Source organism: Burkholderia puraquae (genome assembly GCF_002099195.1).
Classification (GTDB): domain Bacteria; phylum Pseudomonadota; class Gammaproteobacteria; order Burkholderiales; family Burkholderiaceae; genus Burkholderia; species Burkholderia puraquae.
Window position 1 is genome coordinate 388,825 of record NZ_NBYX01000001.1, and the last position, 24,823, is coordinate 413,647.

The following is a 24,823-nucleotide window of genomic DNA, read 5'->3' on the forward strand; positions in this document are numbered from 1 at the left end:
GCGCCGGCGGCGCGCACGGCCACCCTGATCTATGACGATGGACAACGAAATCCTCACCACGCCCGCGCTGATCGCACGGGCAGCCGCGCGCCACGGCGCGCATCCGGCGATCGAGTCGGCGCATGGCCGGCTGACCTACGCGGAACTCGACGCGGCACGGCTCGACGCGGCCCGCGCGCTGCTCGCAAGCGGCATCGAGGCCGGCGACCGCATAGCGATCTGGGCGCCGAACCTGCCGCAATGGATCGTCGCGGCGCTGGCGATCCACACCGTCGGTGCAATCCTCGTGCCGGTCAATACACGGATGAAGGGGATGGAGGTGGGCGGCATCCTGCACGACGGCGGCGCACGGCTGCTGTTCTGCTGCGGCACCTTCCTCGGCGAATCCTATCCGGCGATGCTCGCGCCGCACCGGCCCGCGACGCTCGAGCGCGTCGTCGTGTTCGACGGCGAGCCGCCTTCAAGCGCGTGCGACGAGACCTGGAACGCGTTCCTCGCACGCGGCGCCGGGGTGCCGCTGGCCGCGGTGCGCGAACGCGAGGCACAGGTGACGCCCGACACCGTGATGGACCTGATGTTCACGTCCGGCACGACGGGCCGGCCGAAGGGCGTGATGACCGCGCACGGCCAGAACCTGCGCGCCGCGCAGGCGTGGGCGGCGATTGCCGGCGTGCGCGCCGACGACCGCTACCTGATCGTCAATCCGTTCTTCCACACGTTCGGCTACAAGGCCGGCTGGCTCGCCGCGCTGTCGAGCGGCGCGACCGTGCTGCCGCATCTCGTGTTCCAGCCGGACGACGTGCTGCGGCGCGTTGCCGACGATCGCGTGTCGGTGCTGCCCGGGCCGCCGACGCTGTATTACGCGCTGCTCGACGCGCCCGACCGCGCGACGCGCGACCTGTCGTCGTTGCGGATCGCGGTGACGGGCGCAGCGGCGATCGCGCCGAGCCTGATCGAGCGGATGCGCGCGGAGCTCGGCTTCGAGACGGTGCTGACCGGCTACGGGCTGACCGAATCGTGCGGCTTCGCGACGCTGTGCCGTCGGGGCGACGAAGCGGAAACGGTTGCCTGTACGTCCGGCCGGCCGATGCCCGATGTCGAATTGCGCATCGCGGGGGCGGGGGGCGAGGCGCTCGGGCCGGACGAGACCGGCGAGATCTGGGTGCGCGGCTACAACGTGATGCGCGGCTACTTCAACCTGCCGGACGCGACGCGCGAGACCGTCGATGCCGATGGCTGGCTGCATACGGGCGATCTCGGCTGCGTCGACGCGAACGGCAACCTGAAGATCACCGATCGCATCAAGGACATGTTCATCGTCGGCGGCTTCAACTGCTATCCGGCCGAGATCGAGCGGCTGCTCGCCGCGCATCCGGCGATCGCACAGGTTGCGCTGGTCGGCGTGCCCGATACGCGGCTCGGGGAGGTCGGGCACGCGTATGTCGTGCTGCGGCCGGGCGCGCATGCCGACGCCGACGAACTGAACGACTGGGCCCGCCGCAACATGGCGAACTACAAGGTGCCGCGGCATTTCACGTTCGTCGAGCAGCTGCCGACGAGTGCCGCGGGGAAGGTGCTGAAGTACCGCCTGCGGGCGGGGACCGAGGCGGCAGCCTGAGTGCAGCCGCATCACACGAGCGGGATGAACGCATGAACGACAACGGGTTTCCGCAGGGCGCGGTGCTGGTATTCGGCGGCAGCGGCGGGATCGGGCAGGGTGTCGCGCTCGAGTTTGCGCGTGCCGGCGTGCCGGTCGCGGTGGGCTACCGCAGCAAGGCCGATGTTGCCGAGCGTGTCGCGCGCGACATTCGCGGCGAAGGTGTCGCGGCCAGCACGCACTGCGTCGACGTGACCGATTCCGCACAGGTCGACGCCGCGCTCGCGGCGGCGATCGACGTGCATGGCCGTGTGCATACGGTCGTCTGGGCGGCCGGGCCGTTCGTGAACCAGCGCCATATCGGCGACATGACGCACGACGACTGGCGCCGCGCGATCGACGTCGAGACGATCGGCTTTTTCGCGGCAGCGAAGGCCGCGTTGCCGCACTTCCGCGCGTCGGGCGGCGGATCGTTCGTGACGCTCGGGTCGGCCGGGCACCTGCGCTGGCCCGACCGCGACGGGCTGTCGGTCGCGCCGAAGGCGGCGAACGAGGCGCTGGTCAAGGGGCTGGCACGCGAGGAGGGACGTTACGACATTCGCGCGAATTCGATCCTGGTTGGCGTGATCGAGGCCGGGATGTTTCCGGTGCTGCTCGAACAGGGGCAGTTCGACCAGACGTGGATCGACGAGACGCAGAAGATGCTCGCGCTCAAGCGCTGGGGGAAGGCGCACGATGTCGGGCGGGCGGCGGTGTTTCTGGCGTCGGACCGGGCCAATTACATTACGGGGCAGCAGTTGAATGTTTCCGGGGGATATGGGTTGTAGCGGGGTGCAGAAAAGCCTGTTCGGGCGAGCGCGCTCGAGCGCCGGTCGTCATCGGCGCTGACATCGCCCGCCTTAACTCCCTCGTCAGATCGTCGACGATGCCGGTCGACATGCCGATCGGTTCTCGACAATCGCTTCGGCTTGCATAACGCGCCCGGTGCGCAACGCGGACAAGATGCATGCGCACGCATCGGTATTCACCCTGCATCGCCACGCGCGATCGTGCATCGGCCTCGCGCTCGACCGGCGCGAGGTCACATCCTTGCAACGCATTCTTCAATGCATTGCGCCGCACACCCTTGATGGCAACGACGACTCTCAAGCGCTGAAGGCCGTCCCGTCTCGTTCGACGCGCGTTGCGGCATCGATGCCGACACATCGGATCGCGTGCCCCGGCCTCGTCTGCCGAATAACGATGCGTTCCTGAAACATTTCCTCCGATTACAACCCGCGTAAGCGCCCGTGTTTTGCGGTGACGCTTGTCCCGCTTCGGTTTGCGCCGCATGGCATGCGCTTTGCGGTTGACCCGGTGCCGCCGGTGCAAACGAAACGTGCAAGAACGATGGACGCATCGACGGCATGCAACGACATCGAAACAAACGGGGAATCGGATCGGGCCGTGGGCGCCGCCTGGAGCGGCGTATATGCCGCGCATGTCGTATCGGTCATGCGCACGGGGCAACGCGTGCCCGATCCGTCGAACAGCAAGCGTGCTTGCAAGGTGTCGTGCCGGGGTTCGCATCACGCAGGGCGGCGCAGGCCGCATGCGGTGGCGAGGCGCACCCGGCACATGTCGGGGGAGGCGCCCGTGAAAATGACGGTGAACCAATGGGCCGCGGTCGCGGTGATGTGCGCCGCGAGCGCGCATGCGCAGGAAATCTACCTGCAGGGCGGCACGCAGGGCGTCGGCATCGGCGCGGCCGTGAGCTTCAATTCGATGCTGGGCGCGCACGCGGACTTCAATGCGATCGATCTTTCGCATGACTTCACGGTGGCCGGCAATCGCTATCAGGACGACCTGAAGCTGCGCCAGGGCGGCCTGTACGCGGACATCTTTCCGTGGCGAGGGAGCGGCTTCCGGGCGACGCTCGGCCTGCGTTTCAACGATGACACGCTCCGCGGCGTATCGGTGCCGACCAATGGCACCTATGTGTTCGGCGGCAAGCGCTTTCCGGCGATGCCGGGGATGTATGCGGTGGCGGAAGCGCGCTATCCGACCGTGATGCCGTACTTCGGGATCGGCTACGGGCATCGGCCGGCGTCGAAAGGGCTGGGATTCGTCGCCGACCTCGGCGTGGCGTACGGGATACCGAAATGTTCGTACACGCTGTCGCCGGAACTGGCGGCCGCGGCGGGGCCGGCGAAGAGCCAGATCCTGGCCGCGAGCGGGCTGGATTCGCTGCGGCAGGTGATGTCGCGCTATCGGTGGTATCCGGTTTTGCAGATCGGGATTTCGTATCGGTTCTGAGCGGCCGGGCTGTCGTGAAGTGTGCCGGGCGGGGGATTGCCGGTAGCGCCGATACGGGCGTGACAACGGGTGTTGGCACGGGCGCCGGCTGACGAGCGTCGCGAGCACCGTCGCGAGCATCGTGCACGGCGGCGGTGACTGCAGTCGCCCCGCTTCGATCGGGGCGCGCCCGCGCAGGCCGTTCAGCGGTGAATGGCCGATTGGCTGTCTTTTCCGCCGTTCCGATCCGGCTTACCTTGCAGGCAGCAATTCGACGTGTCGGGCGAGCGGCGCATGCCGACAGGATTCATGCGGCCCGCTGCCGTTCGCCGACGCCAACCACCGTCCTCCTTCCGTCAATGGCGATGATAGCAATGATTGCAATTTGCGGTCATGGCGCTATCATTGATATCAACCTGGATGGAGGGAATCATGGCAAATCTACTGGTGCGTAACGTGGATGACAGTATCGTTCAGAGCCTGCGCGAGCAGGCGGCGGCAAATGGCAGGAGTGCCGAGGCCGAACATCGGGCCATTCTGGCCGATGCGCTCGGCCGGCCGAAGCGAAAGACCTTTGCACAAGTGCTGATGAGCATGCCTGATGTTGGCGACGACGCGGATTTTCAACGTGTTCAGGATTCGGGCGAGGCCAGGCGTGTATTTGATTGATACGAACGTCATCAGCGAAATCAGGAAGGGCAAGCGAACCAACCGTGGCGTGCGGGCGTTCTTCAGGCAGGCAGCGGCGGACGCAAGCCCGCTTTACCTGTCCGTCGTGACGGTTGCTGAACTTCGCCGCGGCGTCGACCTGATCCGTCATCGCGGCGATCATTCGCAGGCGTCGGCGCTCGAGGCATGGATGGCGACGATCCTGTCCGGCTATGCACCGAATATCCTGTCGGCCGACATCGAGATCAGCCAGATGTGGGGGCATTTGCGCGTGCCCGATCCGACGCACGAACTCGACAAGCTGATCGCGGCCACTGCGCTGATCAACGATCTCACCGTGGTGACGCGCAACGTCGCGGATTTCGCGCGCACCGGTGTCAGGTTGCTGAACCCGTTCGACTGATCCGGGTTGCCGCGCCGCGGCAACTTGCACCGGCTCCCCGTCTCCTCCCGCACGCTCGGTCCCTCCGGCCGGGCTTCCCGCGTCGCTTGATTTCCCCGCCGCCTCTCGTCCCAACAGACGATGTAACACCACCCCCGACCGGCCAGAATCCTTTCACGAACAACGGATTCTGAACCAGGAGGAGGCCGACATGATCGATGTCCGTGCGCTTGGCTATGTCGTCGTCGAGGCGACGCGCGTCGATGCGTGGCGCCGCTACGCGGAAGACGTGCTGGGCATGCAGGCGCTCGACGCGCCCGACGGCGCGCTGTACCTGAAGATGGACGAGCGCGATTTCCGCTACGTGATCGTCCCCGGCTCGATCGACCGCTATTTCGCGTCGGGCTGGGAACTGCCCGACGGCGCCGCGTTCGACGCCGCGCTTGCGGCACTGCAGCGTGCGGGCGTCGAGCCGGTGCGCGCCACCCGCGACGAAGCCGCGCTGCGCCGCGTGCAGGCAATGGCATGGTGCACCGACCCGTCCGGCAACCGCCACGAACTGTACTGGGGCGCGCGCTGCGACTTCCGCCGCTTCGTGTCGCCGCTGGGCGTCTCGCACTTCATTACCGGCGACATGGGGCTCGGCCACGCAGTGCTGCCCGCGCCGCAGTTCGACGCGACCGACGCATTCGTGCGTGGCGTGCTCGGCTTCGAGCTGTCCGACATCTATCGCGTGAAGTTCACGCCCGATCCGGCGGAACCCGAGAAGCGCATCCATTTCATGCACTGCCGCAACGCACGCCATCACAGCCTCGCGCTGTTCGAGATGGCCGTGCCGTCGGGCTGCGTGCACGTGATGGCCGAAGTCGATTCGATGGACGAAGTCGGCCGCGCGCTCGACCGCGTGGCCGCGCACGACGTGAAGCTGTCGGCGACGCTCGGCCGTCACTGCAACGACCAGATGATCTCTTTCTACATGAAGACCCCCGGCGGCTTCGATCTCGAATACGGCTTCGGCGGCCTCACGGTCGACTGGTCGAAGCACGCGGTGTTCGAGGCCACCCAGGTGAGCCAGTGGGGCCACGATTTCAGCATCGGATACCGGTAAGCCAGCACGATGACGATGAAACCTCTCGACAAGACGATGTCCGCGCGCGACGTGGTCGCGCAACTCGCCGACGGCATGACGATCGGCATCGGTGGATGGGGGCCCCGGCGCAAGCCGATGGCACTGGTGCGCGAGATCGCGCGCTCGAACCTGAAGGACCTGACGGTGGTCGCGTACGGCGGCGCCGATGTCGGCCTGCTGTGCGCGGCCGGCAAGGTGCGCAAGGTGGTGTTCGGCTTCGTGTCGCTCGACGTGATTCCGCTCGAACCGCATTTCCGCCGGGCTCGCGAGCAGGGCCGCGTCGACGTGCTCGAACTCGACGAAGGGATGCTGCAGCTCGGCCTGCGCGCGGCTGCCGCCCGCCTGCCGTTCCTGCCGACCCGTGCCGGGCTCGGCACCGCGCTGCTCGATCACGCGCCGGAACTGCGCACGGTGAGATCGCCGTACGACGACGGCGAAATGCTGCTCGCGATGCCCGCGATCGAACTCGACGTCGCGCTGCTGCACGTGAACGCGGCCGACCGGATGGGCAACACGCGCATCGACGGCCCCGATCCGTTCTTCGATGCGTGGATGGCGCGTGCCGCGAAGCGTTGCTATGTGTCGGCGGAAACGGTCGACGCGTCGCTCGCGAGCGAAGACCTCGACGCCGCCAAACGCAACCCGTTCGAGCGCTCGCTCGTCACCGGCGTCGTGCATGCGCCGGGCGGCGCGCACCCGACGTCGTGCGGGCCGGCCTATGGCTGGGACCTGCCGCACCTGCGCGCGTACTGCGCGAGCGCGGAAGACGATACGAAGACGGCGGCATACCTGCGCGACGTGGTCGGCCAGGACGAACGCCAGTACCTCGAAGGCGTCGGCGGCCTGTCGCATGTGACAACGCTGCCGTTGCCGATTCTGTAAAGGAGCGCCTGTGAGCGAATCTCTCGACCATTCCCTCGCGGAACTGATGATCGTCGCGTCCGCGCGACTCTGGCGCGACGACGGCGAAGTGCTGGCGACCGGCATCGGCACGGGCCCGCGGCTCGCGGCCGGCCTCGCACGGCTTGCGTACAACAACGGGCTGATGCTGACCGACGGCGAAGCGTATCTCGTCGAGGAGCCGGTGCCGCTCGGCTCGCGCCCCGACGGCTATCGCGTGAAGGCGAGCGGCTGGATGACCTACGAGCGCGTGTTCGACTGCCTGTGGCACGGCCGTCGCCATGCGCTCGTGATGCCGACGCAGATCGACCGTTTCGGCCAGGCCAACATCTCGTGGCTCGGCGACGACTACGCGCGGCCAAAGACACAACTGCTCGGCGCACGCGGCTTCCCCGGCAACTCGACGAACCATGCGAACTCGTTCTTCGTCAGCGGCCACGGCAAACGCACGTTCGTCGACGGCGAAGTCGACATGGTGTGCACGGTCGGCTACAACCCGGCGCGCCGGCTGCCCGGCATGAAGACCTTCGTCGACCTGCGCTGCATCGTCACCGATCTGTGCGTGATGGATTTCGGCGGCCCGGACCACGCAATCCGCGTGCGTTCGCTGCATCCGGGCGTGAGCTTCGACGAGGTGCAGGACGCGACGGGCTTCCCGCTGGTCGCTGCGCCGGACCTCGGCACGACGGCCGCGCCGAACGCGGAAGACCTGCGCATCGTGCGCGCGCTCGATCCGCACAACCTGCGCGCGACGATCGTGCGCAACAATCCGGCGCCGCGCCGGGGATGAGGTCCGACATGGAAGCGACCCAGGTGACCTTCGGCGACGGTGTCGTCGGCTACGCGGTTGACGGCGGCATCGCGACGATCACGATGAACCGCCCCGAGTATCACAACGCGCAGAACTCGAAGATGACGTATGCGCTCGACGCGGCGTTCCGGCGCGCCGCACACGACGACGCGGTGAAGGCGATCGTGCTCGCGGGCGCCGGCAAGCATTTCTCGGCGGGCCACGACATTGGCACGCCGGGCCGCGACATCCACGAGTCGTTCGACCGCGCGTCGCTGTGGTACGACCACGCCGACAAGGAAGGCGGCGAATTCCTCTATGCGCGCGAGCAGGAGGTGTATCTCGGGATGTGCCGGCGCTGGCGCGATTTGCCGAAGCCGACGATCGCGATGGTGCAGGGTGCCTGCATCGCCGGCGGGCTGATGCTCGCGTGGGTGTGCGACCTGATCGTCGCGTCGGAGGATGCGTTCTTCGCCGATCCGGTCGTGCGGATGGGCATTCCGGGCGTCGAGTATTTCGCGCATGCGTACGAGCTGAACCCGCGTATCGCGAAGGAGTTCCTGTTCCTCGGCGAGCGGATGCCGGCCGAGCGCGCGTACCAGATGGGGATGGTCAACCGCGTGGTGCCGCGCGAGCGGCTGCACGACGCGACCTACGCGATCGCCGCGAAGATCGCGACGATGCCGCGCCTCGGGCTCACGCTGACCAAGCAGGCGCTGAACCATGTCGAGGAACTGCAGGGCAAGCGTGCGGCGATGGACGCGGCATTCGCGTGGCATCACTTCGCGCATGCACACAACGAATTGGTGAGCGGCGATCGCCTCGGCGGCTACGACGCACGCAGCATGGCCAGTTCGCAGCGTCAACCGAACGGCGCGGAGGCACAGACGGCGGGCAGTGGCGCGGCCGTGTCCGTCAATGGCACTTCGTCGGCCGCGCCTGCGCTGGACGTGCTCAAGCCGGCCGCCGTGAACGGAGCCGCCGTATGAGCACGACGCATCAACGCACGCTGCATACGCCGCTCTGCGACCTGCTCGGCTGTCGCTATCCGATCGTGCAGACCGCGATGGGCTGGGTGGCCGACGCGCGGCTCGTCGCGGCCACGAGCAATGCCGGCGGCTTCGGCTTCCTGGCCGGCGCGACGCTCGAACCCGAGCAGGTCGAGGCCGAGATCCTGAAGGTGAAGTCGCTGACCGGCCAGCCGTTCGGCATCAACTTCCACATGTTCCAGAAGAACGCGCAGCAGGTCGTCGAGCTGGCGATCGAGCACAAGCTGCGCGCGGTGAGCTACGGCCGCGGGCCCGATGCGAAGACGATCCGCCGCTTCAAGGATGCCGGCATCGTCTGCATGCCGACCGTCGGCGCGCCGAAGCACGCGGCGAAGGCGGTCGAACTTGGCGCCGATATCGTCACCGTGCAGGGCGCGGAAGGCGGCGGCCACACGGGCTCGGTGCCGACCACGCTGCTGCTGCCGAAGGTGCTCGACGCGGTGCGGGTGCCGGTGGTCGCGGCCGGCGGGTTCTTCGACGGGCGCGGGCTGGCTGCCGCGCTCGCGTACGGCGCGGCCGGCATCGCGATGGGCACGCGCTTCCTGATGAGCGCCGAATCGCCGGTGCCGCGCGAGACGCTCGACCGCTATGTCGCGGTCGGCGACCCGGCGCGGATCCGCGTGTCGGATGCGCTCGACGGGCTGCCGCAACGGATGATCGACAACCCGTACCTGCTGAAGCTCGAACGCTTCGGCCCGCTGCGCCGCACGTGGTTTGCGTTGAAGACCGCCGAAGCGTGGCGGCGCCAGAACGGGCTGAGCACGGGCGACATGCTCGGCCTCGCGATCAAGGCGCTGCGCTCGCACGACTACACCGCGAGCCAGACGTTGATGGCCGCGAACGCGCCGTTCCTGATCCAGCGCGCGATCGTCGAGGGCCGCCCGGATGAAGGCGTGCTGCCGAGCGGCCAGGCGGCCGCGATGATCGGCGCGATCGAATCGTGCGATGCATTGATCGCGCGGATCGTCGTGGAAGCGAGCGAGCGGCTCGACGCACTGGCCGCGCTGCGCGGCGCGCCGGCAGCACAGGCCGCGTGAACACAATCACAGGGAGGCAACGGACATGACAGCATCCACCCAGCCGGCCGGCGCGACGCCGTTCCGGATCGATCGCGCCGACGGCATCGCCGAACTGGTGATCGCCCATCCGCCCGTGAACGCGCTCGACGCGCAGGGCTGGCACGCGCTCTCTCGCGCGCTCGACGCGCTCGGCGAGGACGACGACGTGCGCGTGATCGTCGTGCGCGGCGAAGGCCGCGGCTTCTGCGCGGGCGTCGACATCAAGGAACTGGCTGCGCATCCGGAGCGGATCGTGGCAGTCAACGCGGGCAACTACGAGACGTTTCGCGCGGTGCACCGCAACCCGAAGCCGGTGATCGCGGCCGTGCACGGTTTCGTGCTCGGCGGCGGGATCGGCATCTGCGGCGCGGCGGACATCGTCGTTGCGGCCGACTGTGCGCGCTTCGGCGTGCCCGAGATCGACCGTGGCGCGATGGGCGGCGGTGCGCATCTGCAGCGGCTGTTCGGCGTGCAGAAGGTGCGTGCGATGTATTTCACCGGCGACATGATCGACGCGGCCGAAGCGTACCGGCTCGGCGCGGTCGAGCAGGTCGCGACGCGCGACACGCTGCGCGACGCGGCGCTGGCGATCGCCCGCAAGATCGCGGCGAAGAGCCCGGCGATGGTGCGGCTCGCGAAGGAGGCGCTGAACGGCGTCGAGGACGGCGATCTCGAGGGCAAGTACCGCTGGGAGCAAGGCTTCACGCTGCAGGCGTACATGACGAACGACTCGACGGAAGCGCGCGCTGCGTTCGTCGAGAAGCGCGACGCGCGTTTCGACGCGCCGGCAACCGCCGAGGAGGCACGCGCATGAACCTGACCTATACGCCGCAACAGCAGGCGTTCCGCGCGGAGATCCGCGAATGGCTCGCCGCGCACGTGCCGCGCGAGCGGCTGCCGAGCTTCGATACCGGGGAAGGCTTCGCCGCGCACCGCGAATGGGAGCGCACGCTGCACTCGGGCCGCTGGAGCATGGTCACGTGGCCGCGCGAGCTGGGCGGGCGCGGCTGCGACCTGATCGAGTGGCTGATCTTCGAGGAAGAGTACTGGCGTGCCGATGCGCCGATGCGCGTGAACCAGAACGGCATCTTCCTGCTCGGCCCGACGCTGATGGATTTCGGCACCGCGGAGCAGAAAGCGCGCTTCCTGCCCGCGATGGCGGCCGGCGAACACGTGTGGGCGCAGGGCTGGTCGGAGCCGAATGCAGGTTCCGACATGGCCGCGATCCGCACGACGGCCGCCCGCATCGGCGACGAATACGTGCTGAACGGCCAGAAGATCTGGTCGACACGCGCGGTGTGGGCCGACTGGCTGTTCGGCCTGTTCCGCAGCGATCCCGAATCGTCGCGCCACCACGGGCTCACATTCCTGATGGTGCCGCTGTCCGCGCCGGGCATCACGGTGCGGCCGATCCGCCAGCTGAACGGGCAAACCGGTTTCGCGGAGATCTTCTTCGACGACGTGCGCGTGCCGGTCGAGAACCGGCTCGCGGCCGAAGGCGCGGGCTGGCAGGTCGCGATGGCGACGGCCGGCTTCGAGCGCGGGCTGATGCTGCGTTCGCCGGCACGGTTCCAGCGCACCGCGCAGGCGCTGCGCGACCTGTATCTCGCACACCGCGACAGTGCCGACCGCGACCCGACGCTGCGCGAGCGCGTGGTGCAGGCGTGGATGGATGCGCAGGCCTATGCGCTGTCGACCTACGCGACCGCGAGCCGGCTGCTGAAGGGCGGCCATATCGGCGCGGAGTCGAGCACCAACAAGGTGTTCTGGTCGGAACTCGACCTGCGCATGCACCAGACCGCGCTCGACATCCTCGGCGCGCACGGCGAGGTCGTCCCGCAGACGGCCGCGCAGCACGCGGCGCTTGGCCACTGGCTCGACGGTTTCCTGTTCGCGCAGGCCGGCACGATCTACGCGGGCACCAACGAGATCCAGCGCAACATCGTCGCCGAACGGATGCTCGGCATGCCGCGCGCGTAAGCGCGCCGGCGCCACCCTTACAGAACGGACATCGTATGGATTTCGTATTCGATGAAGACCAGGAAGCGCTCGCGGACAGCGTGAAGCGCCTGCTGATGACCGAGATGACGCCCGAGCTGATCCGCGAGCTCTGGGCCACGCCGACCGGGCGCTCGGACGACCTGTGGGCGCTGTTTGCGTCGCAGGGGCTGACGGCCGTGTCGGTGCCCGAGGCGGATGGCGGCCTCGGCCTGACCGAGGCGGAATGGGCGCTGCTCGCGCAGGCCTACGGTTATTTCGGCAGCCCCGAGCCGCTGCTCGACACGGCGCTCGTGTCGGCCGGCGTGCTCGCGCGGCTGCCGGCGAGCGGCTGGCGCGACGCGCTGCTGCGCGACATCGCCGAAGGGCGCGCGCGCGTCGCGCTCGTGCATCCGGTGAACCCATATGCGGCCGACGTTCACGTCGCGCAGACACTCCTGTGCGAGCACCGCGGCGAGCTGCACCGCGTCGATCCCGCGCAGTGCGCATGGCGCGCGGTCGACAGCGTCGACCCGTCGCGGCGCCTGTTCACGCTCGACTGGGAGCCGTCGGCGGCCACCCGCATCGCGAGCGCCGACGAAGCCGCGCCGCTGCTGAACCGCGCGCTCGACCACGGCGCGTTCGCGGTGGCCGCGCAGTTGCTTGGCCTGACGCAGCGCGTGCTCGACGTCGCGATCGACTACAGCGCGCAGCGCAAGCAGTTCGGCAAGGCGATCGGCTCGTACCAGGCGCTCAAGCATCTGCTCGCGGATGTCGCGATCCACTACGAGTTCGCGCGGCCGGTGGTCGCGCGCGCCGCGCAGGCGATCGCCGACGATCACCCGCAGCGCGCGGTGTTCGTGTCGCACGCGAAACTCGCGGCCACCGCCGCCGCACAGCTCGCCGCACGCCATTCGATGCAGGTGCACGGCGCGATCGGCTACACGTGGGAACTCGACCTGCAGATCTTCATGAAACGCATCTGGGCGCTTTCCGGCAGCTGGGGCGACAGCGCGTTCCACAAGGCCCGCGTGGCCGACGCGATCCTCGGCGACGCGTTGCCGATCGGCCCCGCGCAGACCTTCGACCTCGAGGAATCCAACTGATGAAACAAGCCTATATCGTCGACGCGCTGCGCACACCGACCGGCCGCCGCAAGGGCGGGCTCGCGCACGTGCATGCGGCGGACCTCGGCGGCTTCGTGCTGAAGACGCTCGTCGAACGCAATGCGATTCCCGCCGACGAATACGACGACGTGGTGTTCGGCTGCGTCGACACGATCGGCCCGCTCGCGGGCAACATCGCGCGCACCTGCTGGCTCGCGGCCGGGTTGCCGCTGCAGGTGCCGGGCGTGACGGTCGATCGCCAGTGCGGCTCGTCGCAGCAGGCCGTCCACTTTGCTGCGCAGGCCGTGATGAGCGGCGTGCAGGACGTGGTGGTGGCAGGCGGCGTGCAGACGATGACGCAGATCCCGATCTCGTCCGCGATGACTTGCGCGGCGCCGCTCGGCTTCAACGACCCGTTCTCGGGCAGCGCCGGCTGGCGTGCGCGCTTCGGCGATGCGCCGGTGTCGCAGTTCGTCGCCGCGCAGCGGATCGCCGATCACTGGAACCTGTCGCGCGACGCGATGGAGCGCTATGCGCTCGAAAGCCACCGCCGCGCGGTTGCGGCCATCGAGGCCGGGCATTTCAAGCGGGAAATCGTGCCGCTCGCAGGCGTGATGCACGACGAGACGCCGCGCCACGACACGTCGCTCGAAAAAATGGCGACGCTCGAACCGCTCACGCCGGGCGGTTCGCTGACGGCAGCCGTCGCGAGCCAGACCTGCGATGCGGCCGCGGCGCTGCTGATCGTGTCGGAGGATGCGTTGAAGCGCTACGGGCTCACGCCGCGCGCACGCATCCATCACCTGAGCGTGCTCGGCGACGATCCGCTGTGGATGCTCACCGCGCCGATTCCGGCGACCAAGGCCGCGCTCGGGAAGGCCGGCCTCGACTGGTCGCAGATCGACGTCGTCGAGATGAACGAGGCATTCGCATCGGTTGCACTGGCATGGCTCGCCGACACGCGTTTCCCGCACGAAAGGACCAACCCGAACGGCGGCGGCATCGCGCTCGGCCATCCGCTCGGCGCGACCGGTGCGCGGCTGATGACGACGCTGCTGCACGAACTGGAACGCACGGGCGGCCGCTACGGGCTGCAGACGATGTGCGAAGGCGGCGGCCTCGCGAACGTCACGATCATCGAGCGCCTGTGAGCGCGTCACCTTCACGATCCACGAGGCACCAGCATGGGAATCTGTAACGGACGCACCGTCATCATCACCGGCGCGGGCGGCGGGCTCGGGCGCGAATATGCGCTCGCGTTCGCGGCCGAAGGCGCGGCGGTCGTCGTCAACGACATCCGGCGCGACGCTGCGCAGGCCGTATGCGACGAGATCGCCAGTCGAGGCAAAAGCGGCGGCGGCCGCGCGCTCGCGAATGCGGACGACATCACGCGCGTCGAAACGGCGCAGCGGATCGTCGATGCGGCACGCGAAGCGTTCGGCGACGTGCACGTGCTCGTCAACAACGCGGGCATCTGCCGCGACAAGATGTTCACGAGCATGACCGAAGCCGACTGGGACGACGTGATGCGCGTGCACCTGCGCGGCCACTTCTGCCTGTCGAGCGTGCTGGCGCGCGTGTGGCGCGATGCGGCGAAAGCGGGCCACCCGGTCGACGCGCGGATCGTCAACACGAGTTCGGGCGCCGGGCTGCAAGGCTCGATCGGCCAGTCGAACTACGGCGCGGCGAAGGCCGGCATCGCCGCGCTCACGCTGATGCAGGCGGCCGAGCTGCAGCGCTACGGTGTGCGCGTGAATGCGCTCGCGCCGGCCGCGCGCACGTCGATGACCGAAGGCGTGTTCGCCGACATGATGAGGAAGCCCGAGGACGGCGGCTTCGACTATTTCGATCCGGCCAACGTCGCGCCGCTGGTCGTATGGCTTGGCAGCGCACTGTCGGCCGACGTGACGGGCCAGGTGTTCGAGGTCGCGGGCGGGATGATCGCGGTCGCGGAAGGCTGGCGCACAGGGCCGCGCGTCGATCGGGGCGCGCGCTGGGCGGCGGCCGAGGTCGGCCCGGCGGTCGCGCAACTGCTCGCCGATGCGCGCCCCGCGCAGCGCGTGTACGGGAGCTAGGTGATGGATCTGGCGCTCACCGACGAACAGGCGATGATCCGCGACGCGGCGGCCGATGTGCTTGCCGAACGCAGCGCGTCCGCCGACGTGCGCCGCGCGCTCGAGCAGTCGGCCGGCCGCGACGACGCGCTGTGGGCCGCGCTCGCGGGCGAACTCGGCTGGAATGCACTCGCGCTGCCCGAGGCGGCCGGCGGGCTGGGGCTCGGCGCGGTCGAGCAGACGGTGCTGATGGAGCAGCTCGGCCGGCGCGTCGCATGCGTGCCGTACTTTTCGACGGCGTGCCTCGCTGCGACCGCGCTCGCGGGCTGCGCCGGCATGCCGCCGGCAAACGGCTGGCTCGAGAAGATCGCCGAAGGCGCGTGCAGTGCGACGCTGGCGCTGCCGTTCGACCTGCCGGCCGGTGCGTGGCAATTGCCGGTCGCGGCGGAAGAAACGGCGGGCGGCTATGCACTGTCCGGCATGATCGAGCAGGTGATCGACGGCGTGCGTGCCGACCTGCTGCTGGTGCCCGCACGGATCGCAAACGAAGGGCAGTCGATCGGGCTGTTCGCGATCGACGTCGCCACGGCATCGGGGCTCGAAGTCACGCCGCTCGACACGCTCGACGCCACGCGGCCGATCGCACGCGTGGTGCTCGACGACACACGCGTGAGCCGCGACGCACTGCTGGCCGGCCGCCGCGCCATACAGGTGCTGGAACGCACCGCCTGGTTCGCCGCACTCGCGCTGGCGGCCGAACAGCTCGGCGGCGCACAGCAATGCCTCGACCTGACGCTCGACTACACGAGCCAGCGCGTGCAGTTCGGCCGTGCGATCGCCTCGTTCCAGGCCGTCAAGCACCGCTGCGCACAGATGATGGTGCTGATCGAGTCGGCGCGCTCGGCCGTGCTCGGTGCCGCGCATGCGTGGGACGCGGAAGCCGGCAATGTGGTGCCGAGCGACGCATTGTGCGCCGACATCGCCGCCGCGAAATCTGCTGCGAACGACGCGTATGCGTTCTGCGCACAGGAGGCGATCCAGTTGCACGGCGGCGTCGGCTTTACGTGGGAATACGACCCGCATCTCTATTTCAAGCGCGCACAGGCGTCGGGTGCGCAGTTCGGCAGCACGCCGCAACTGCTCGAATGGATCGCAGCCCATGCGATCGGCGGCGGCGCATCGCATCGCGGTGAAGCGTTCTCGCCATCCGCTGCGGCGGCATCTCGTCCATCGGCCGCACGCGCAGGAGCCCTGCAATGAACAGCGAAACGCGCGAACAGCAATTGCGGCACGAAGTGGCCGACTGGGTGCAGTCGCATCTGACCGGCGAATTCGCCTGCCTGAAATACCGCGGCGGCCCCGGCGACGAGGAAGCGTGGCCCGCGCTGCGCAAGGCGTGGGAGCAGGAGCTGGCGAAGGGCGGCTGGACCGGGCTCGGCTGGCCGACGGACGCCGGCGGGCGCGGCTTCTCGGTCGCCGAGCAGGTGATTTTCCACGAGGAATATGCACGCGCGGGTGGCCCCGGGCGAATGGGCCATATCGGCGAAGGGCTGCTCGGGCCGACGCTCGTCGCATGCGGCACCGACGACCAGCGCGCGCGCTTCCTGCCCGGCATCCTGGCCGGTACGCAGTTCTGGTGCCAGGGCTATTCGGAGCCCGGCGCGGGTTCCGACCTGGCCAATGTGCGCACGCGCGCCGAACAGGATGCGGACGGCACGTGGCGGGTGGTCGGCCAGAAGGTCTGGACGTCGCTCGCGCACGATTCCGACTGGATCTTCGTGCTCGCGCGTACCGATCCCGCGTCGAAGGGTAGCAAGGGGCTGTCGTTCCTGCTGATGCCGCTCGACCAGCCGGGCATCGAGATCCGGCCGATCAAGCAACTCAACGGCAGCGCCGAATTCAACGAAGTGTTCTTCGACGGTGCGCGTGCGGAAGCCCGCGACTTGGTCGGTGCACCGGGCGACGGCTGGCGGATCGCGATGACGCTGCTCGGCTTCGAGCGCGGGATGTCGACGCTCGGCCAGCAGATGCAGTTCGTCCGCGAGCTCGAATGGGTGATCGACGCCGCGCGCGAATCGGGCGCGGACCGCGACCCCGTGCTGCGCCAGCGGATCGGCCGCGCGTGGGCCGGGCTGCGCGTGATGCGCTACAACGCGCTGCGGATGCTGTCCGGCGCGGACGATACGGATGCCGGCGCCGGCGCGCCGCTGCGCCGCGAGGCGCTGATCTACAAGTATTTCTGGTCGAACTGGCACCGCGACCTCGGCCAGCTCGCGATGGATGCACTCGGGCCCCGTGCGAACGTGATCGATCCGGCCGACGAAAAGCTCACCCATCTGCAGCGCGTATTCCTGTTCTCCCGTGCGGACACGATCTACGCCGGCACCAACGAAATCCAGCTCAACATCATGGCCGAGCGCGGGCTCGGCATGCCACGGGAAGCACGAGGAACCGCATGACCGAACCCCATATCCAGAAAGCGCCGGCCTACGTGCCGGGCCACCAGCTGCTCGCCGGCAAATCGGTGCTGATCACGGCCGCCGCCGGCGCCGGCATCGGCTTCGCGGCCGCACGCCGCTGCGCGGAGGAAGGCTGCCGCGCGCTGTTCATCTCCGACATCCACGAAAAGCGCCTCGAACAGGCCGTCGAGACGCTGCGCGCCGAAACGGGGCTGCAACAGGTCTACGGCCGCCTGTGCAACGTCGCGGTCGAGGCCGACGTGCAGGCGCTCGTCGCCGGCGCCCAGGACACGCTCGACGGCGTCGACGTGCTGATCAACAACGCCGGGCTCGGCGGGGCGAAGCGCATCGTCGATATGGACGATGCCGAATGGTCGCGCGTGATCGACATTAGCCTGACCGGGACGTTCCGGATGACGCGCGCGATACTGCCGCACATGCAGGCCCGCGGCCGCGGCGCGATCGTCAACAACGCATCGGTGCTCGGCTGGCGCGCGCAGGCGGAACAGGCGCACTACGCGGCGGCGAAGGCGGGCGTGATGGCGCTCACGCGCTGTGCGGCGCTCGAGGCGTCGCCGTACGGCGTGCGCATCAACGCGGTCGCGCCGAGCATCGCGATGCACGATTTTCTGAAGAAGTCGGCCCCGGCCGACTTGCTGAATCAACTGGCGTCGCGCGAAGCCTTCGGGCGCGCCGCCGAAGTCTGGGAGGTCGCAAACGTGATGGTGTTCCTTGCAAGCGATTATGCGTCGTACATGACGGGCGAAGTGCTGTCGGTCAGCAGCCAGCACGCATGATGAGCGCAACCCTCGACCCCGTGTGCGCGACGCCTCGCGTGTTCGCGCATCCCGGCGAACTGGCGGCGGCCGTCGGCGACACGCTCGGCGCGAGCGCGTGGCTCGCGATCGACCAGATCCGCATCGACGGCTTCGCCGATGCGACGGGCGACCACCAGTGGGTGCATGTCGATCCGCTGCGCGCGAAGGAGGGCCCGTTCGGCGCGTGCATCGCGCACGGCTACCTCACTTTGTCGCTCGTGAATTACTTCCTGCCGCAGATCGTGCGGATCGACGGCGCGCGGCTCGGCGTCAACTACGGCTGCGACAAGATCCGTTTCCCGGCGCCGGTGAAGGTCGGCGCGCGCGTGCGCGGCGTCGGCGAGCTGCTGCGCGTCGAGCCGCTCGAAGGCGGCGTGCAGGCCTGGATTCGCGTGACCGTCGAGATCGAAGGCGAAGCCAAGCCAGGCTGTGTGGCCGACACGATCAGCCGGTACTACTTCTAGATTCGGAGAGCCAGACACATGGAAGACGCAGTCATCGTTTCCGTCGCACGCACGCCGATCGGCAAGGCGTTTCGCGGCATGTTCAACGACACCGAGGCGCCCGCGCTGGGCGGCCACGTCGTGCGCACCGCGCTCGAACGCGCGGGCGTCGCGCCGGCCGACGTCGACGACGTATTGATCGGCTGCGCCGCGCAGCAGGGCACGCAGGGTTACAACATCGGCCGCCTGTCGGCCGCGGCGGCCGGGCTGCCGGCAGCGGTGCCCGGCATGGCGATCGACCGCATGTGCTCGTCGGGCCTGATGTCGATCGCGAGCGCCGCGCGCAGCATCGGCGCGGGCGACGCGCGGATCGTCGTCGCGGGCGGGGTCGAGTCGATCTCGCTCACGCAGAACAAGCACAAGAACGCGTATCGCGCGCGCTCGCAGGCCGTGCTCGACCACCAGCCGGCCGCGTACATGGCGATGATGGAAACCGCCGAGATCGTGTCGCGCCGCTACGGGATTTCGCGCGCCGCCCAGGATGAATTTGCACTGCAGAGCCACCAGCGCACGGCCGAAGCGCAGGCGGCCGGCCGCTTCGACGCGGAAATCGCGCCGCTCGACGTGCGGCGCGCGCTGTTCGACAAGGAGGGCAACCCGGCCGGTTACGAGGACGTGAACGCCGCGCGCGACGAAGGCGTGCGCGCCGACACGACGGCCGAGCGGCTCGCCGGGCTGAAACCGTCGTGGAGCGGCGGCAAGGCCGTCGAGCAGGGCGAGTTCGTGACGGCGGGCAATGCGTCGCAGCTGTCGGACGGCGCGGCGGCCGTGGTCGTGATGTCGCGCAGCGAGGCGGTACGCCGCGGGCTGACGCCGCTCGGTGCGTTTCGCGGCCTCGCGGTGGCCGGCTGCGAGCCGGACGAGATGGGCATCGGCCCGGTGTTCGCGATTCCGAAGCTGCTGGCGCGCTTCGGGATGACCGTCGGCGACATCGGGCTGTGGGAGCTGAACGAGGCGTTCGCGTGCCAGGCGCTGTATTGCCGCGACACGCTCGGCATTCCCGACGACCGGCTGAATGTCGATGGCGGTGCGATCGCGCTTGGCCATCCGTTCGGGATGTCCGGTACGCGGATGACGATGCACGCGCTGCTCGAAGGCGCCCGGCGCGGCGTGCGGCATGCGGTCGTGACGATGTGCATCGGCGGCGGGATGGGTGCCGCCGCGCTGTTCGAAGTCGGCGCATAGCGGCACGCGGACGGCCCGCGTAAGCGGCCAGCCATTCAGGACCATTCGAGGCCGCGGCAACGACCGACGGCCCGGAGACTTGCAGGCGACGGCGGTGGGTGCCATGGCGCGAACCGTCGTCGAACGCAGACACAGGAGACAAGCGATGAAACGAACTTTGCCCGGACTCGCGATGTCGGCGCTCGTGCTCGGCGCCGCGCTGTTCGCATTTTCGCCGCGCCCGCTGCCGGCGTTCCCGGTCACTGCGATCCATGCGGACCGGCTGCAGATCAACGGGCTCGCCCGCGCCGGCGCGCGCATCGTCGCGGTCGGCGAACGCGGCGTGATCCTGCTGAGCGATGACGCGGGCGCCCGCTGGCGGCCGGCATCGATCACACCCGGCCAGGCGTCGACGCTTACGCAGGTGCGCTTCATCACGCCGACGCTCGGTATCGCGGTCGGCCACGACGGCCGGATCGTGCGCAGCGACGACGCCGGCATGCACTGGCGCGAAGTGCACATGGACCACGCGCATTCCGATCCGCTGCTGTCCGTGTGGGGCACGGCCTACGGCCCGCTGTTCGCGGCCGGCAGCTTCGGCCAGCTGCTGCGCTCGGACGACGCGGGCCTGAACTGGCAGGCCGTGAAGACTCCGGCGGGCGACCGTCACCTGAACGCGATCGTCGGCGACGGCCACGGCAACCTGCTGATCGCGGGCGAGAGCGGCACGCTGCTGCGCTCGACCGACAACGGCGTCACGTGGGACAAGCTGCCGTCGCCGTACGCCGGTTCGCTGTTCGGTGCGCTGATGCTCGCGAACGGCGACTGGGTCGCGTACGGGATGCGCGGCAACGTGGTGCGCAGCACCGATCGCGGCGCGACCTGGACGCACGTCGACAGCCACGTGCCGGTGTCGTACTTCGGCGCGACCCAGCTCGCCGGTGGCGAACTCGTACTGGTGGGCCAGGGCGGCGCGATCGTCGCGTCGCGCGACGGCGGGCTGACTTTCGACGTGCGCAAGCTCGGCGGCGTGCAGAGCCTCGCGGCCGTGCTCGACATGGGCCACGGCGCGCTGCTGCTCGGCGGCGAGGCCGGCGTCGCACCGCTCGCCGGCTCGCTTGCGTCAACGCCGTCCTGACGCGCGGCGGTCTTGCTGCCTGCTCCCGTTCGTTTCGCATCGACAAGAGAATTCCATGAACGACCTGTCACGCCCCCCTGAAGCCGTTCCCGCGTCGCGCCTTGCTGCGTTCGTCGAGCGCTGCGCCAACACGATCATCCGCCAGCGCCGGCTGCTGATGCTGCTGTGCGTCGCGGTGACGCTCGCGCTCGGGCTGTCGGCGACGCGCCTGAAGCTCGATCCGGGCTTCAACAAGATGATTCCGATGCAGCACCCGTACATGCAGGTGTTCGAGCGCTACGCGGGCGCGTTCCCCGGCGCGAACACGATCCTCGTGAGCCTGCGCTGGAAGGGCGACGGCGACATCTACAACCAGGCGTTCATGGACGCGCTGCGCCACGCGACCGACGACGTGTTCTTCATCCCCGGCGTGAACCGCTCGCGCGTGTTCTCGCTGTTCACGCCGAACGTCCACTACACCGAGGTGACCGAGGCCGGCTTTCGCGGCGACGTGGTCGTGCCGGGCCAGTTCTCGAGCGCGAACCCGGACGATCTCGCGAAGGTGCGCCGCAACGTCGCGCGTTCCGGGCAGATCGGCCGCCTCGTCGGCAACGACCTGAAGTCGGCGCTGATCCGCGCGGAGCTGCGCGAGACCGACCCGGCCACCGGCAAGCGGCTCGATTACAGCGCGGTCGCGCGCCAGCTCGAGGAGATTCGCGCGAAGTACGCGAAGCAGGGCATCGACGTGAACATCATCGGCTTCGCGAAGCTGGTCGGCGACGTCGAGAGCGGCATCGCGGGCGTGATGGCGTTCTTCGCGCTCGCATTCCTCGTGACGGCTGCGCTGCTGTTCGCCTATACGCGCTCGCTGAAGACCACCGTGCTCGCGCTCGTCGTCGCGCTGCTGCCGGTGGTGTGGCTGCTCGGCGCGCTGCCGCTGCTCGGCCTCGGCATCGACCCGATGTCGATCCTCGTGCCGTTCCTGATCTTCTCGATCGGCGTGTCGCACGCGGTGCAGATGACCAACGCGTGGAAGCAGGCGCTGGTGCGCGGCGCGTCGTCGGCCGACGCTGCGCGCGACGCGTTCCGCAAGCTGTTCGTGCCCGGCACGGTCGCACTGCTGACCAACGCGCTCGGTTTCATGGTGATCATGCGGATCAGGATCGACATCGTGCGCGAGCTCGGCATTACCGCGTGCCTTGGCGTGCTGCTGATGATCGTGACGAACAAGGTGTTCCTGCCGATCCTGCTGTCGTACACGCGCCTCGAGCGCGGCACGCTGGCGCGCGCGCAGCGCTCGGCGGCGGCCGGCGGCAGCCGCATGTGGTCGCGTTTCGCGGTATTCGCGCGGCCGGCGCCGGCGTTCGGGGTGTTCGCGGTCGCGCTCGCGCTGCTCGCGTACGGCACGCTCGAATCGCGCAAGCTGGAGATCGGCGACATCGGCACCGGCGCGCCCGAGCTGCGCGCGAACTCGCGCTACAACGTCGACAACGCGGCGATCACGCACCAGTACAACATCGGCGTGGATGTGCTGTCGGTGATCGTCGAGACGACCGGCTTCGACGACGCGTGCCTGCATTACCCGGTGATGAGCGCGATCGAGAAGTTCGAGATGACCATGCGCGGCGTGGCCGGCGTGCAGTCGGTGACGAGCGTCGCGTCGCAGGGCAAGGTGTTCATCGCCGCGTTCAACGAGGGCAATCCGCGCTGGGCCGCGCTGCCGCGCTCCAGCGACGGGCTCACGCAGGGCTCCAACGCGTTCGACCCCGACAACGGGATGAACACCGCGAACTGCAAGGCGATCCAGGTGCTGATCTACACGAAGAACCACGAAGGCACGACGATCGCGCACATCGTCGACGAGATCAAGCGCTTCGCGGCCGAGAACCCGACGCCGAACGTCGCGTTCCGGCTCGCGGGCGGCAACGTCGGCGTGATGGCCGCGACCAACGAGGCCGTCGGCGACGCGGAGATCGCGATGCTGCTGTCGATCTTCGGCGCGATCGCGCTGCTCTGCGCGGTCACGTTCCGCTCGTGGCGCGCGGTGCTGTGCATCATCGTGCCGCTCACGCTCGTGTCGATCCTGTGCAATGCGGTGATGGCGCGGCTCGGCATCGGGCTGAAGGTCGCGACGCTGCCGGTGATCACGCTCGGCGTGGGCGTGGGCGTCGACTACGGGATCTACCTGTACGAGCGCCTGCAGCACGACATCCGCCACGGCGCGACGCTGCCGGACGCCTTCGCCGACGCGATGCGCCAGCGCGGCACGGCGGCGCTGTTCACGGCCGTCACGATGTTCATCGGGGTCGGCACGTGGGCGTTCTCCGCGCTGAAGTTCCAGGTCGACATGGGCGTGCTGCTCGCGTTCATGTTCCTCGTGAACCTGTTCGGCGCCGTGTTCCTGCTGCCCGCGCTCGCTGCGTGGCTCGGCGTCGAGCGCGCCGAGCGCCGCGTGCCGCACAAGCAGCAGCCGTCGCCGGCGGCCCCGGCGCCGCTGAAGCCGTCGCCCGCGCTCGAACCCGGCAACCCGATGCGCTGACCGGCGCCCCCATTTCCCCGGGCGCGCGGCGGGCCGCCGCGCGCTCTCCACAAGAGGAGTCAACCCGCATGTCCGCACGCCCTTACAAGATCGAAGCCCAGCCGCTCGCGCAGCGCTATGCGCGCGGCTGGCACTGCCTCGGGCTCGCCCGCGACTTCAAGGACGGCAAGCCGCACACGCTGAACGTCTTCGGCCGCAAGCTCGCCGCGTTCGCCGATTCGACCGGCAAGGTCAACATCGTCGACGCGTACTGCCCGCACATGGGCGCCGACCTGAGCCTCGGCACGGTGCAGGGCGACAACCTCGTATGCCCGTTCCACGGCTGGGCGTGGAGCGGCGCAGGGCAGTGCGCATCGATCCCGTACTGCAAGCGGATCCCGCCGAAGGCGCGCATCGGCGCGTGGCCGACCTGCGAGGAAAACAACCTGCTGTTCGTGTGGAACGACCCGGAAGGCAACGCGCCGCCCGCGGACGTCGCGATTCCGCGCCTCGACGTGTGCTTCTCCGACGAATGGTCGGACTGGGTGGTCGACAAGATGGTGATCCAGGCCAACTGCCGCGAGCTGGTCGACAACATCTCGGACGTCGCGCACTTCGCGACCGTGCACCACGCGCCGATCGACTATTTCGCGAACCTGTTCGAGGATCACAAGGCGACGCAGTTGATGGTCGGCCGCAGCGAGAAGCTCGGCGGCGACGCCCTGACCGCGCTGTCGACGTATTTCGGGCCGGCCGTGCACATCACGCAGATGACGGGGCAGAGCGGCGGGCAGCCGATCCATTCGGTGCTGCTGAACTGCCACGTGCCGATCGACATGAACAGCTTCGAGCTGCGGTATGGCGTGATCGTGAAGAAGGTGGCCGGGCTGACCGACGCGCAGAACATGGAGATCGCGAACGCGTACGTGAAGGAAGCGCAGCGCGCGTTCTACGAGGACGTCGACATCTGGCACAGCAAGACGCGGATCGACAACCCGCTGCTGTGCGAAGGCGACGGGCCGCTGTACCAGATGCGCGACTGGTATTCGCAGTTCTATCTGGACGTGGCGGACGTGCGGCCGGCGAGCGTCGCGCGCAAGGCGTTCGAGATGCGGATTCGCGAAGGCGACGCACCACCGGCACTGCATCACGTGTTCGAGCCGCAGTAAAAAACCGGCGGGCCGGCCGAAAAAAGGGGCGCATCGAAATACGTCCCGTCGGCCGGCAACACCCGCTGCACAAGGCGCACGCGGCGGGCG

23 protein-coding genes are annotated in these 24,823 nt (G+C 68.9%); all 23 read left to right on the forward strand.

Annotated elements, in window-relative coordinates; translation table 11 throughout:
* Positions 1-31: 31 nt before the first annotated feature.
* Complete coding sequence (locus tag B7G54_RS01740; protein ID WP_085037473.1) at positions 32-1,618, forward strand: FadD3 family acyl-CoA ligase; 1,587 nt, start codon at positions 32-34, stop codon at positions 1,616-1,618.
* A 32-nt stretch (positions 1,619-1,650) separates the two neighbouring features.
* Complete coding sequence (locus B7G54_RS01745; protein WP_085037474.1) at positions 1,651-2,424, forward strand: SDR family NAD(P)-dependent oxidoreductase; 774 nt, start codon at positions 1,651-1,653, stop codon at positions 2,422-2,424.
* A gap of 790 nt (positions 2,425-3,214) precedes the next feature.
* A complete protein-coding gene (locus B7G54_RS01755; RefSeq protein ID WP_085037933.1) occupies positions 3,215-3,892 on the forward strand; it encodes a hypothetical protein in 678 nt (225 codons plus the stop codon).
* 411 nt (positions 3,893-4,303) lie between these two features.
* Positions 4,304-4,540 (forward strand): FitA-like ribbon-helix-helix domain-containing protein, encoded by a 237-nt coding sequence (locus B7G54_RS01760; RefSeq protein ID WP_039351245.1) that lies wholly within the window; start codon positions 4,304-4,306, stop codon positions 4,538-4,540.
* The gene (locus tag B7G54_RS01765; RefSeq protein ID WP_244289238.1) at positions 4,527-4,943 is read left to right on the forward strand and encodes a type II toxin-antitoxin system VapC family toxin; all 417 of its coding nucleotides are present in this window, start codon (positions 4,527-4,529) and stop codon (positions 4,941-4,943) included. Before B7G54_RS01760 ends, B7G54_RS01765 begins: the two co-directional genes overlap by 14 nt.
* Before the next feature lie 190 nt (positions 4,944-5,133).
* Entirely contained in the window at positions 5,134-6,030 is an 897-nt protein-coding gene (locus B7G54_RS01770; RefSeq protein ID WP_085037476.1) for a VOC family protein, read from the forward strand.
* A gap of 9 nt (positions 6,031-6,039) precedes the next feature.
* Positions 6,040-6,933 carry a CoA transferase subunit A gene (locus B7G54_RS01775; protein WP_085037477.1) on the forward strand — a complete coding sequence of 298 codons (894 nt, stop codon included), beginning with the start codon at positions 6,040-6,042 and terminating at the stop codon, positions 6,931-6,933.
* A gap of 10 nt (positions 6,934-6,943) precedes the next feature.
* Positions 6,944-7,741 carry a CoA-transferase subunit beta gene (locus tag B7G54_RS01780; protein ID WP_085037478.1) on the forward strand — a complete coding sequence of 266 codons (798 nt, stop codon included), beginning with the start codon at positions 6,944-6,946 and terminating at the stop codon, positions 7,739-7,741.
* An 8-nt stretch (positions 7,742-7,749) separates the two neighbouring features.
* Positions 7,750-8,730, forward strand: coding sequence for an enoyl-CoA hydratase (locus B7G54_RS01785; RefSeq protein WP_085037479.1), 981 nt, complete (start codon positions 7,750-7,752; stop codon positions 8,728-8,730).
* Positions 8,727-9,827 carry an NAD(P)H-dependent flavin oxidoreductase gene (locus B7G54_RS01790; protein WP_085037480.1) on the forward strand — a complete coding sequence of 367 codons (1,101 nt, stop codon included), beginning with the start codon at positions 8,727-8,729 and terminating at the stop codon, positions 9,825-9,827. Before B7G54_RS01785 ends, B7G54_RS01790 begins: the two co-directional genes overlap by 4 nt.
* A 25-nt stretch (positions 9,828-9,852) precedes the next feature.
* Positions 9,853-10,662, forward strand: a complete 810-nt coding sequence (locus tag B7G54_RS01795) for an enoyl-CoA hydratase family protein (protein ID WP_085037481.1) — start codon at positions 9,853-9,855, stop codon at positions 10,660-10,662.
* The gene (locus B7G54_RS01800; protein WP_085037482.1) at positions 10,659-11,828 is read left to right on the forward strand and encodes an acyl-CoA dehydrogenase family protein; all 1,170 of its coding nucleotides are present in this window, start codon (positions 10,659-10,661) and stop codon (positions 11,826-11,828) included. Before B7G54_RS01795 ends, B7G54_RS01800 begins: the two co-directional genes overlap by 4 nt.
* Before the next feature lie 35 nt (positions 11,829-11,863).
* Positions 11,864-12,931: an acyl-CoA dehydrogenase family protein gene (locus B7G54_RS01805; protein WP_085037483.1), complete on the forward strand. Its 1,068-nt coding sequence runs from the start codon at positions 11,864-11,866 to the stop codon at positions 12,929-12,931.
* On the forward strand, positions 12,931-14,082 hold the full coding sequence (locus B7G54_RS01810) for an acetyl-CoA C-acetyltransferase (RefSeq protein ID WP_085037484.1): 1,152 nt from the start codon (positions 12,931-12,933) through the stop codon (positions 14,080-14,082). Before B7G54_RS01805 ends, B7G54_RS01810 begins: the two co-directional genes overlap by 1 nt.
* A gap of 33 nt (positions 14,083-14,115) precedes the next feature.
* Positions 14,116-15,006 (forward strand): SDR family oxidoreductase, encoded by an 891-nt coding sequence (locus tag B7G54_RS01815; protein ID WP_085037485.1) that lies wholly within the window; start codon positions 14,116-14,118, stop codon positions 15,004-15,006.
* A 3-nt stretch (positions 15,007-15,009) separates the two neighbouring features.
* A complete protein-coding gene (locus tag B7G54_RS01820; RefSeq protein WP_085037486.1) occupies positions 15,010-16,245 on the forward strand; it encodes an acyl-CoA dehydrogenase family protein in 1,236 nt (411 codons plus the stop codon).
* On the forward strand, positions 16,242-17,444 hold the full coding sequence (locus B7G54_RS01825; protein ID WP_085037487.1) for an acyl-CoA dehydrogenase family protein: 1,203 nt from the start codon (positions 16,242-16,244) through the stop codon (positions 17,442-17,444). Before B7G54_RS01820 ends, B7G54_RS01825 begins: the two co-directional genes overlap by 4 nt.
* The gene (locus tag B7G54_RS01830) at positions 17,441-18,241 is read left to right on the forward strand and encodes an SDR family oxidoreductase (protein ID WP_085037488.1); all 801 of its coding nucleotides are present in this window, start codon (positions 17,441-17,443) and stop codon (positions 18,239-18,241) included. The genes B7G54_RS01825 and B7G54_RS01830 overlap by 4 nt, the downstream gene beginning before the upstream one ends.
* A complete protein-coding gene (locus B7G54_RS01835) occupies positions 18,241-18,726 on the forward strand; it encodes a MaoC family dehydratase (protein ID WP_085037934.1) in 486 nt (161 codons plus the stop codon). Before B7G54_RS01830 ends, B7G54_RS01835 begins: the two co-directional genes overlap by 1 nt.
* Positions 18,727-18,744: 18 nt before the next feature.
* The gene (locus B7G54_RS01840; protein ID WP_085037489.1) at positions 18,745-19,950 is read left to right on the forward strand and encodes an acetyl-CoA C-acyltransferase; all 1,206 of its coding nucleotides are present in this window, start codon (positions 18,745-18,747) and stop codon (positions 19,948-19,950) included.
* A 145-nt stretch (positions 19,951-20,095) separates the two neighbouring features.
* Positions 20,096-21,067 (forward strand): WD40/YVTN/BNR-like repeat-containing protein, encoded by a 972-nt coding sequence (locus B7G54_RS01845; RefSeq protein WP_085037490.1) that lies wholly within the window; start codon positions 20,096-20,098, stop codon positions 21,065-21,067.
* A gap of 55 nt (positions 21,068-21,122) precedes the next feature.
* A complete protein-coding gene (locus B7G54_RS01850; RefSeq protein WP_085037491.1) occupies positions 21,123-23,585 on the forward strand; it encodes an efflux RND transporter permease subunit in 2,463 nt (820 codons plus the stop codon).
* Positions 23,586-23,653: 68 nt separating this feature from the next.
* Complete coding sequence (locus B7G54_RS01855; RefSeq protein ID WP_085037492.1) at positions 23,654-24,733, forward strand: 3-ketosteroid-9-alpha-monooxygenase, oxygenase component; 1,080 nt, start codon at positions 23,654-23,656, stop codon at positions 24,731-24,733.
* Positions 24,734-24,823: the final 90 nt, after the last annotated feature.